We start from the raw sequence: 3,339 nt of genomic DNA on the forward strand, positions 1-3,339 counted from the left end.
GAATATAAGGTACATCTCCGCAAAGATTTTCCCCACAAAGCCAGATAAGGTATGAGTCCAGACCGTGTTGGGATTTTAAAACTAAATCTCTTCCAAAATGGATATGAACCCTATCTTCCAAGTGGGCAGGAGCCACCTCTCTTATAGCCTTATTAAGCTTATCAAGGTCAGCCCCTTCTTCACCTAATACCAAATCTAGCAAAAAGGCATATTCTTCATATTTTGGCGTATACCTTGCAGGTAGGCCAAATGTCTTACATATATCAAGGATAACTTCTTCAGTAGTGACTTTCTTAGCCCCTATCTTAAGCAAGACTTGTTTTATCCTATCCTCAATCGACCCCACACCTTCTAGGTTGTAGTCTTTTTCAAAGCGTGTCAGATAATCAAGCACATCCTCATTGCCAGCCATAAGGCTTGCAATAAGCCCATACATAAAGCCTTTAAGCTTCTTATCTGTCCTATAAAACTCTTTATCTTCAGCATAAAAGGTATCATCAAGGTCAGGAATTAAGCCTACAAATTTAGGCAGCCTTTTCTTAAAGCGGTCACCTCTCATGATAAGACCACCTCACCAACTTCAAATACTTCTTCTTCGCCGATTTCTACCGAATCAGTTGCCCCATCAATAGTAAGTGAAACTATATCCGATACACCAGGTATTGAGTAGCACAAATCTATAACCTTGGCCACAGTCAAGCGGTTTTTCTTATAGGATATTTCAGAATCAATATAGGCTTGTAGGTCCTTTTTTAATTCCTCGGCCACAATACTTTTAGTCTTTGCCGACCCCATAGCAAGGTCAATCCTGCCACTGATACTTATCTTCTTAAGCTTGGCCGTATCCACAGTCAGATAAGCTCCTATAGGTGCTAGGGCTTCACCATCCCTTTCTCCACCGTGGTCTATATGATAGGCTACCTTCTTGATTAAGTCTTCCTTAGCAGGTTTCTGATTACTATCTAGGATTGATACCTTAACAGTCCCTGCCCCTTTCCAAAGTGGAAAGACCTTGACACGACCGACCCCGTCAACTTCCATAGCCCAGTGCATGTAGTGGTATTTGTTGCCAGAAGTACCAGGGTATCGCATTTTTAGAAGAGTCCTTTCCCTTAGGCTCTCATCATCTTCTATGTCAGCTCCACCTGTTATGGCTTCAGCGTTTTCTACACTTTCAAGACCTGTTAAGTAAGGAAAATTATTTATCTCATAAGCTCCAGCATTAGTACCTAAGCCTTCACCATCAGATGCAACCTCCACATCCACCTTGCCGTTTTGGCCTATATAAGCAGGTCTAGTAGTATAAAAGACTTTTTCTCCAGCATAGACCCTAAAGCCAGCAGGTATAAAAGTATTAGGTTTGCCCTTAAAGGTCACTATCCCACTAGCCTTAGTCTTTGTTCTCCTAAAAACCCCGACTTCCTTTGCCTTAGCATCAAGAAATTCACCTGTAGCTGTTTCAGCAAAGTGCATATCCACTAGCCAATCAACATAGTCGTAGTATTTTGCTATTTCTTTAGCCACGGCTTGGATATTATCCGCAGCAAAAGAACCCTCGACTTTATTAGGAGGGTTCTTCAAATCTTCTTTCATCCTGTCTGAAATTTCCATCCAGGACAAACTTTTTAATCTTACTCTATCTGTACCTTGCAAGACACCCTCACAATCTCATCATCAAAGACGGTAGTATAGTACACATCTACTTCTAGTCCGCTCTTATAGGGTTTCATCTTGATTTTATTAATCGACACCATAAAAGGATGCACCATAACCGCCTCTTTGATATATCTCTTAATTTCAGCCTCTTTAAACTTCGATGATATAACTTCACCGATCAGACTGTAAATTTCAGTTCCAAATCTATCAGTATAAGCACTATGCTTAAATCGGCTAGTAATCATGGCCTTATATATCCATATCTTCATAGCCTCATTTCCATACACATAATAGTGCCTGCCATTTCTCGTCTTAAGCGTGTTATTTTCAAAGTCGTAAGCATACTCACAAAATCCTTCACGCTCTAAAATTTCTTCTTCAATATCTATCTCTTCTACATAAGACATAGACTTAGGTAAAATATTCATATCCTACCCTCCTACTGCCTATGGACTTGAGGATGGATTTCTTTTTCCTCCCCAATCTTGATAAGTCTACCATGGACTATAAAAGAATCGCCCCTATCAGTCACATCAATAAGGTCACCGACAATGAAGCGTCTTTCATACTGGTCTGGCTCAAGCTCCAAGTCGCCAATATCCACAAAGGCCTTGCCTTTATTAACACTATGGGCTAAGTGAGGATTGGGGTCTTGAGTTTCAACAAGAATCTCTTCCCATTGCTTAATCCTATCCACAGCAGGTAGATAGATAACAAAATCTTCAGATGAGTATTCAACACCGTTTATAGTAAAGGCAAAGGGCTTAATTGAAGTTACAATCCCTATCTCAGATGCATCTTTCCTACCCTTCAAATCCTTAACATCTCTTACAATACTTTCCATCTAACCTCCTAACTTGCTTACAAGTTTCATGTCCACAGTATGGACGGCATCATCTAAGCTATGGCTATCACTTTCTATATAAAACTTGCCAGATATAATCGAAGACTTAAGCATGATGGACTTGCCAGATACCATAGACCAATCGCCTATGCACTTAACATCCACCTCTTTCTTTGCTCCCTGCATAAGACCAGCAAGTTCCGAAGAATCGCCCTTAAGGACTTTTTGGAGTTTGCCATATCTTTCTTGACTTCCAGAATCCTTACCTGCATCCTTCTTTTCATCTTTCTTTTCATCTTCTAAAGCCTTAACTTCGTTTACTACTTCGTCCATAGACTCTTTAAAAGACGTATCTAAAAGCTTACCAGGGATAGGCTCGTTAAGTTCCTCTAAGACAATATCGACCATTTCTCCAGCTTCAAAGACATTTATAACCCCGTCGATATCGACCAGTTTATAAACTTTTCCAGTCTTCTTACTATCCTTATCATAGGCCTCCATTATGGCGTCATAGCCTGTCTTATCTCTTAGGTTGTAATCGTCTGTACCTGTAGGAGCAAGCTTGCCAGCCTTAAGCCCTAGCTCTCCGATTATTTGTGATGCCACTTGGTCAGCACTCTTTTTGGTAAAAACTTGAGTTTCAGCTTGATTTTTGTTTAGATAGATTGACTTATCATAGCAAGAAATATCCATATCAATTGTGTTATCTCTTACAGTCTTAGACCAAACAACACCTTCGAAAAATTTTATATATGAATCCTGATTATTAGGCTTTTCATAAAAGCTAACCGCAGACCCTAATTCAACATCAAAAGCCGGCAAAGTCTTATCGACGTCAG

5 protein-coding genes are annotated in these 3,339 nt (G+C 40.0%); all 5 read right to left on the minus strand.

What is annotated here, in order from left to right; all coding sequences use genetic code 11:
• On the minus strand, positions 1-559 hold a 559-nt coding region (locus tag Q0410_RS05290), incomplete at its 3' end, for a hypothetical protein (protein ID WP_299033869.1).
• A complete protein-coding gene (locus Q0410_RS05295; protein ID WP_299033872.1) occupies positions 556-1,653 on the minus strand; it encodes a baseplate J/gp47 family protein in 1,098 nt (365 codons plus the stop codon). The genes Q0410_RS05295 and Q0410_RS05290, both read right to left, overlap by 4 nt.
• Complete coding sequence (locus Q0410_RS05300) at positions 1,632-2,084, minus strand: DUF2634 domain-containing protein (RefSeq protein ID WP_299033874.1); 453 nt, start codon at positions 2,082-2,084, stop codon at positions 1,632-1,634. Before Q0410_RS05300 ends, Q0410_RS05295 begins: the two co-directional genes overlap by 22 nt.
• Positions 2,085-2,095: 11 nt before the next feature.
• On the minus strand, positions 2,096-2,500 hold the full coding sequence (locus tag Q0410_RS05305; RefSeq protein WP_299033879.1) for a hypothetical protein: 405 nt from the start codon (positions 2,498-2,500) through the stop codon (positions 2,096-2,098).
• The coding region (locus Q0410_RS05310) for a hypothetical protein (RefSeq protein ID WP_299033882.1) at positions 2,501-3,339 on the minus strand (839 nt) is incomplete at its 5' end.

Source organism: uncultured Anaerococcus sp., from assembly GCF_937934665.1.
Classification (GTDB): domain Bacteria; phylum Bacillota; class Clostridia; order Tissierellales; family Peptoniphilaceae; genus Anaerococcus.